Origin of the sequence: Burkholderia sp. HI2714 (assembly GCF_002223085.1) — a bacterium.
Classification (GTDB): domain Bacteria; phylum Pseudomonadota; class Gammaproteobacteria; order Burkholderiales; family Burkholderiaceae; genus Burkholderia; species Burkholderia lata_D.
Window position 1 is genome coordinate 1 of record NZ_NKFM01000085.1, and the last position, 8,533, is coordinate 8,533.

Below are 8,533 nucleotides of genomic sequence, written 5' to 3' on the forward strand. Positions count from 1 at the left end.
ATCGGAATGGGCGAGTTGCGCCCGAACAGTATTGGGGGAACGAAGCGATGAACCAGCAAGCGTACAAGATCAAGTTCAGCCGTCGGTTGGGCACGTGGGTGGCGGTGTCGGAGCTCACGCGCGGGGCGAGCAAGGGCAGCGGCGATGGCACGGGCGGGAGCGCAAGTGGCTCGGTGGTGGGCTGGTGCCGGGTGGTGGGGCTCAAGCGCTTAGTGGCGGCGCTGGTGCTGGGCGGGATGGTACCTGGGTCGATGTGGGCGCAGGTGGTGCCGGACCCGGGTGCCGGGGCGAATCGCCCGGGGTTGACGACGACGGCGAACGGCACGGACCTGGTGCACATTGTGGCGCCGAACGCGGCGGGTTTGTCGCACAACAAGTTCAGCGAGTTTAGCCCGGTGGGACGCGGGGTGGTGTTGAACAACAGTGCGCAAAGCGGGGTGTCGCAGATTGGTGGGTTTGCGATGGGCAACCCGAACCTGAGTGCGCCGGCCAAGGCGGCACTGCTGGAGGTGACGCAGCAGCGTAGTGCGCTGCAGGGCACGCTGGAGTCGTTGGGGGGCAAGCTGGATGTGCTGGTGGCGAACCCGCACGGGGTGACGATCAACGGGTTGACGACGTTGAACGTGGGTCGGTTTGGGGTGAGCACGGGGCAAGTGCTGCCGCAGGCGGACGGGAGTGTACGCCTGGGAGTGACGCAGGGCGACGTGCTGATTGATCGTGGTGGTATGGATACGAAAGGGCTGAGTGCGTTTGACGTGGTGAGCCGCAGTATTGCGATCAACGGGCCGGTCAGTGACTCGAGCGTGGGCGGGGCGAAGGCTGACGTGAACATGGTGGCGGGCCTGACGACCTACGATCCGCGCACGGGGCAGTATGAGGTGAACGCGGCGAACGGTTCGACGGCGCCGGCGGTGGGCATCAGCGGTGGGGCGCTGGGGGCGATGTACGGGCGCCACATTGTGCTGGCGAGCACGGAGTCGGGCGTGGGGGTGCGGCATGACGGGGCGATCACCTCGGCCAACGATATCCGAGTGAGTGCGAATGGCGAGGTGAAGCTGGGCGGCCCGGTGCGGGCGATGCAGGGCACGGTGAGTGTCGCCACGCCGGGCAGCGTGAAGCTGAGTGGACAGACGAGCGCGGGGCAGGATGTGGTGCTGCAGGGCGGCAGCGTGACGGCTGGCCCGGTGAGCGCGCAGCGCGATGTGCTGGCAACGGCCACGGGTGACGTGACGCTCAATGGCGCGGTGGTTACGCAACGCGACGTTGTGGTGGCGGCGCAAGGTGATGTTGCACTCAACGGGACGCTCAAGGCTGCACGCAACGTGCAGATTGGCACGTCGGCGAGCCGGGTGGGGGCGGTGACGGTGGGCTCGGGCGGTGGGATGGCTGCGGGCGGTGCGCTGGGTATCCAGGCGAGTCGGGACGTGACGCTCAACGGAGATGTTCAGGCGGCCAAGGTGACGTTGAACACGCGCGGGTTGTTGCAGCAGGCGGCGAAGCTGCTGGCCACGGGTGGTCAGGCGGTGACGCTGACCGAGCCGACGCTGGAGATTGAAGCGGGTGGCTACCGGCTGAAGGGGACGTTGTCGGCGGTGGATGCGCAGGGGCAGCCGATTGCGGGTGCCCGAATCGTGCTCTCGCATGGGGTCATGCAGGTGCAGGATGCGAACGGTCAGCGTCTGGCGGGTGCGCAGATCGTGTCGAGCGCGCTGACGCAGAGTGCGGGTTCGGCGACGCTGGTGGCAAGCGGTGACGTGGTTAATGAGCAGGGGGTGATTCAGCTGGGTGGGTCGTCGACGGTGACCGTGGGCGGACAGTTGGTGAACCAGGGCGTGCTGTCGAGCGCAGGGCGCTTGACGATCGGCACGCCGGCGCTGACGAACGCGGGCAGCATTCGGGGTGTGCAGGGGCTGACGATTGGCGCGGATGGCAGCCTGGGGGCGTTGAACAATACGGGCTCGCTCGATGGTGGCAGCGAGGCGCTGGGGATTACGGCGCGGGAGCTGACGAACCCGGATGGGGACCTTCGTGCTGAGCGCGCGATCACGTTGAACCTGGATCGCTTGAGCAATGCTGGGGCGGTGACGGTGACCGGTGGTGACGGGACCTTGACGCTGACGCTGGGTGCAAAGACGTCGGAGAACAGCGGTTCGATGCAGGCGACGCATATTGTGATCCGGAGCAAGGACACGGCTGATGTATCGGGGGCGACGGATGATGTGACCGATGGTCAGCAGGACGTGGCGCTGGTGCAGAAGACGGGGTCCAGTGGCCTGAGTCATGTGCCGACTTTGACGAGCACGGTCTCGGTGGATGGGCAGAGCACGGCTGCGCGTGCGGCGAGCATCCAGGCGGCGCTGGAGCGTGCGCAGGCGGATATGGTGAAGACGCTGGGCGAGGACACGGGTAAGACCGGGCGAGCGCAAAGTACGGCGCAAGCGGCGGCGGCCCGAGAGATTGCGGCCGTGCTGGGCGTGGCGGCGGACAGCGTTAAGGTGGTAATTGATGCGAAGACGGGCAAGCTGACGTATACGGTGGCCTCGACGACGCAGGCGGTGAGTGCGGAGGCGCAGATTGTGGCGCTGCGTGCGGGGCAAGCGGCGGGCCAGCAGGCGCTTACGCAGGAGCGGGCGATTGCGAAGTCGGAGCAGGCCTTGGCGGGGGCGAATACGCCGATGTTGCAGGCTGCGCAGCGGGAGGCGGCTCAGGCGGTAGCTGATGCGTTGAACGAAAAGACGCCTGCCAAGTACAAGGCGAGTGACGTGGTGGTGAGCATCGACCCGACGACAGGCGCGATGCGGATCGCGCCTGCGGCGGGGGCAAGCTTGCCGGTGCTGGAGCTGACGGTCATGCAATCGACGGTGCAGCGCGCGGCGTTGCGCGCGCAGCAGGTGAAGGCGTCGCAGACGGCGGCGCTGGATGCGGCACGCGAGGCCTATATTGCGGATGCGGCGGCGCACGGGATGGTGTATGCGGCGGCGGATTTGAAGGCGGTGATCGGCAATGATGGGAGCCCGCAAATCTCGGCACTGGTGCCGAAGACGCCGTCGAGTGATCCGATGGTGATTGCACGTGCGCAAGCCGAGCTTCAGGCGCAGCAGGCGGCGGCGCAGCAGGCGCAAGCGCAGGCACAGCAAGCGGCGCAACAGGCGGCGCAGCAAGCGCAGCAGGCGGCGGCCAAGCTGATAGTGCAGGCCACGCCGGGTCAACTGGCGGCGCTCAGAAGCGCGGCGGTGCAGTCGCTGCAAGCGTCAGCGGAGCAAAAGAACATCCGATACACGTCGATTGACGTGAGCTTTGATGCGCAAGGCAATATGACGCCGCGTCTGGGTGCGGTGAGTTGGATCGATGTCCCGGCGACGAAGCCTGGCGAGAAGCCGCCGAAGCTGGCGGCGCTGAGTGTGGACGATATGCTGGCGGCGCAGCAGGCGGCGGCCCAAGTGGTGACGGACGCCCAGAACCGGGCGGCCGATGCGGTGGCGGCGGCCGCGCAGGCTGAGCGCGCTCGCGCGGCGCAGGCGGCGAAGGCGGCGGCGGCGGCGGCGGCCATAGCGGGCGCGGCCGGGGTGTCGACGAGCCCGTCTGCGCCGACGGTGGGCGCGAGCGTGAAGGGCGTGACACAGGTTGGGGCGGCCTCGTTGACGAACAGCGGCAAGCTCCAGGCTGGGCAGGACCTGAGTATCAATGTGAAGAAGCTGAGCAACACGGGGGCCATTGGTGCGGGCACGACGGCCGAGGTGGTGGCCGATGGTGTGAATAATGCGACGGGTGGTCAGATCACGGCCCAGGGCAAGCTGACGGCGAACACGAATAATGTCGTGAACGCGGGCAAGATAGGTGCGGGTGAGGCGAGCCTGAATGTTGGGCGCGGCTTGCTCAATAGCGGGACGATCGACGCGCAGGGCAAGCTGGACGTGCACGCGACGAACGTGGTCAATGGACGGGCGGATGGGGCAGGCGCCAAGGGTGCCCATCTGGGCGCAGCGCAGGTCAAGCTGGTGGCTGATAATCGGTTGAGCAACCGCGGTGAGGTGACGGGGGCCAACCAGCTGAGCGTGACGACAGCGAAGCTTGCCAATGCGGATACGGGTGTCATTTACGGTCGCAACGCGGCCACGGTTAACTTGACCCAGGCGTCCTACCAGAATCAAGGGACCATCGCCAGCGAGGGTCGTGCGACGCTGTATGTGCCGGGCGCACTGACTCTGGACGAGACCGCGCTGGCGCCGACGACGGGCAAGGACGGGCTGCTTGAGCTCAAAGCCCAGGGCGATATCACGGTCAAGAACAGCGTGCAAAGTGCGGGGGATGTGCTGCTGCAATCGGGCGGCTCGATCACCAATCGCGGCAGTGTGGTAGCGGGTGGTCACCTGGGCGGGATGGCCCAGCACATCGTCAACGAGACGAATGGGCTGATGTGGGCGGGCAAGGATGTGGAGTTGATCGGGGTGCAATCGATCCGCAACGGCCGCAATGCGCAGATCATCGCGGCCGGTAGCGGCGCGGGCAAGGACGGTGACGTCACGTTGCAGTCGCTGTCCGTCACGAACGATCTCGGTACGGTGCAAGCGGCCCGAGATCTGAATATCGATGCACTCAAGCTGACCAACGCGGCGCAGCTCACGGGCGGGGTATCGACCCGTGGTCGAGAGACATCGCAGGGTGACGCGTCGCTGGGTGCGGGCTATACGGTATTCGGGCCGTCGCGCTATGACAACTTCCATTTGTCGATCGATGTGGATTCACTGGATTCGAATCTGGATGTGAACCAGGGGATGCTGCAGGCAGGGCGCCACGTCAATCTGAACCAGGAGAAGGATGCGCAAGGGCGCTCCGTGTATGGCGCGGCAAGCACGACGAATAACGGGCGGATTCTGGCGGGCGGCGACATCAACGTGACGGGGGATGTGAATAATGTGGGGCTGATGCAGACGGTGTCGCTGGGCGACTATCTGAAGCGGCCTGCCAGCATTAGTCTGACGGTGACCGATACCGCGGCGTCGCTGAACCCCACCAACCGGAGCTTCGGGAGCTTGTACGAGCTGCTGGACTTCACGTTCGGGTCAGGAGAGCAGTGGTATCAGATTTGGGGGGCGTACAAGTACAACACCCCGGGTGTGGCGCAAACGCTGGCGAACCTGTCAGCCCAGCCGCAGTTGGCGCAGGTGCTCAATCAGGTGCTGGGCGCCGATTGGAAGGCGCTGGTAAAGGACAACTACGACACCTTGGTCGCACGCTGGAATGCGCTGAAGGCTGCGAACCTGGCGGGTTCGGCGCTCACGTTCACGCCGGCCCATGCGGCGCTCATCCAGGCAAGCGGGGATATCAATCAAGCCAATGGTCAGGTGATCAATGGCACGGGTGCAGAAAAGCACGCTCAAACTGCGGTGACGGCGACGATCGGCAAATATTCGGTGGAGACCTTCAAGGGGGATTTTGCGGTCAAGACGAATCTGGCCCTGCTCTCGCAGCGCATCGACACGCTGGGGGAGGCGGCGAAGCTGCTGGCGGTCCATGGCCTGTTCAAGGAAGCCGCGCCGATTGCGGTACCGGCAGGCGGTGCGCCGCGGTTCGCGATCCAGCCGCTGTATGAGACGAACATTGCGTATATCGATCAGAGCAAGTTCAAGGGGTCGGGCTACTTCTTCAAACAAGTGGGCTATGCACCGCTGAAGACCGTGGCGGTGTTGGGCGACAGCTACTTTACGACCGAACAGATTGTGCGGCAGATCCGTACGGCGATCGGCAACTTCTATGCGACGCCGGAAGTGGCGCTGGTGACGACGCTGATGGACAACGCCGGGCAGGAGGGGGCCAAACTGGGCCTGGTGGTGGGAGAGGAGCCGAGTGCCGAGCAGTTGGCCAGGCTTGAGCACGATATTGTGTGGTATGTGACGGCGCGGGTGGATGGCAAGGCGGTGCTGGTGCCCAACGTCTACCTGTCGCCGGCGACGTATGCGGCGGTGCTGACGGGGCGTTCGCGCGAAGGCGTGGCGGCGATTGCTGCGAAGGGGAAAGTGAGCCTTGCGGCGGACGCAACGGGTGTGGCGAACGTGAACGGGTTGATTCATGGCGGCACGGGCACCTCGGTGAAGTCCGACGGGGCGGTGACGAACGTGGCGTATGGCGGGGTGCAAGGCGGCATCACGAGCAATCAGGCGGTTCAGGTGGAGGCCCGGGGCGACGTCGCGAACCAGGGCGCGACGATCAGCGGGCGCGACGTCAGCGTCAAGACGCAGGGCAAGTTTAGCGACACGGCGAGCTTTGGTTACGACGGCCAGGGACGCTCAGCGTTGACGAGCGGGCAGGTTCGGGCTGACGGTGAGGCGGGCAAGCTGGAGATCCAGGCGGACAAGGGCATTGAGCTGAGCGCGGCGCAAGTGAGTGGGCACACGGTCAAGCTGGATGCGGGGCAGCGCGCGCTGGTGAGCAACACGATGAACGTGGTCGACTCGAGCTATGAGACGGAAACCCGGCAGGGGATACTGTACACGACGCACCGTGAGACGACGCGAGGTGTGTCCAATGCGGTAGGCAGCACGATCGATGCAGGGCGCACGGGGAGCCTGTCGATGTCGGGTGAGGGGATCCGACTGGAGGGGGGCGCCTATCAGGGTGCGCGAGCGACGCTGGATGCGAAGGAGGGCAATCTGGTGCTGGCGACCTCGCAAGACCACAGCTACGAGAAGACGGAGCAATCGAGCGTGGGTTTTGTGGCGGGGGCCGGTGTGGGAATGGGCTTAGCCAGCGCGCAGGCGAACTTCAGTACGGTGCCGGGAGAGACCCGGACCCAGGCCGTGCAGCAGGGCGAGAACCACGCGAGCGGGTCGCTGGGCAATGGGAAATTCGGTCTGCAGTTAGCCAGCAGCACGGATGCGGCGAGCACGAAGACGAACCGCAATGCGCAACTGGATTTGAGTGAGGCGTTGACGCTCAAGAGCAAGAAGGCGGTGGATATCGGTGGGGCGGACCTGCGTACGGATGCGGCGTCGGGCGCCATCGATATCGATGGCGCCCGGGTGACGAGCACGAAGTATCGGAACGAGCGTGACGAGACGCACGAGGACCAGTCCCTGTTCATTGGGGTCAAGGCGGAGCAGCACAGCTCGTTCAAGCAGCTGGCCGACGATGTGATGGAGCAGGTGCAGAAGCAGACGGGCGGCCAGACGAAGGATGCGGGCACCGCTGCGCTGCAGGCGGGGACGTACGTGGGCGATGCGCTCAACATCGCGTTCAGTGACAGCTATGGGGCCAGCGTCAATCTGGCGGCGGAGGGGCAGCATACGTCGGGTTCGAAACGCGGCACGACGGAGAACCGCACGGAGATAAGTGGCAATCGGGTGAACATCACGAGTCGCACGGGGGATCTGAACCTGGCCGGGGTGAAGGTGGAGGGTGCGCAGGTATCGCTGGATGCGGCGGGTAGCGTGAATCTTGCGGCGGCCAAGGCGACGGGCGAAGGCCGCAGCGAGACGTACAACGCGGGCTATAACGAAGGTGGCAGCTTCTCGAGCAACGCGGTGTTTCGTTCAGCGGGAGTGGGCAGGCATGTGAGTATGAACGTGGGCCACCACGAGCAAAAGAGCAGCGACGTGAATTACACGAACACGGAGCTCAATGCGGGGCAGGTGTCGATCCGCTCGGGCCGGGACTTGACGCTGCGCGGGGCGAATGTGAAAGGCGAGACGGTCGCGCTGAAGGTGGGAGGCGACACGAACGTGACGAGCATGCAGGACCATCATCGCGAGGATACGCAGACGTGGGATGCGACGCTGTCCGCGGGTATGGGAGTGGGTCTGAACCAGACGGTGGATCCGGTGTTCGGGGTGACGGCCAATCCGACGCTGACGATTGGCGCGAACGGTGGCCGTAGCTGGGATGACAGCCGTACGACGGTGAAGCAGGCGGGGATCGAGGCGACGCAGAAGTTGACGGCCGATGTCAAGGGTGACGTCAATCTGGTGGGCGGCTATCTGGTCTCGCGAAGCGGCGCGGGTTCGGTGAAGGTAGGCGGGCAGGTGAATTCGACGGACGTGGTGGATGCCCGGCACAAGGACGGGAACTCGGGTGGTGGCAAGCTTGCGGTGAAGCCGGACGCGATGGCGACGCTGGAGTTCAATTACAGCAAGGACGATCAGGTACACCGCTCGCAGACGCAGCGCAGCACGATCGCGGTGAATGAGCTGCAGAGTGCGGGTGGGATATCGGGGTCGCTGAATCGGGACGCGGGGCAGATGTCGGTGGTGACCGATGACCGGAAGATAGCGGGCTCGAAGATGACGGTGGAGGTGGGTGACCTGGTGATGAATATCAGGGCGCGGCTCAAGTCGAAGTCGGGGGCAGCGGAGGTGGCGTCGGACGAGGGGTTGAGCAGCGGGCCGAAGCGGGTGGGTGAGGCGGCGTTGGACGATGAGGGTGTGTCGGCGCAACGGGTGGTCAAGCCCGGGCAGGTGGCGCGGGTCGAGCAGGATGAGGCGGAGTCGGGCCAGCGGAGCACGGATCGCTACGCGAAGCGGGTGATCGTGCAGCAGGG

General features: G+C 65.4%; 1 protein-coding gene. It reads left to right on the top strand.

Annotated features, from left to right (window positions below):
• Positions 1 to 47: 47 nt before the first annotated feature.
• On the top strand, positions 48 to 8,533 hold an 8,486-nt coding region (locus CFB82_RS40555; protein ID WP_256990771.1), incomplete at its 3' end, for a two-partner secretion domain-containing protein.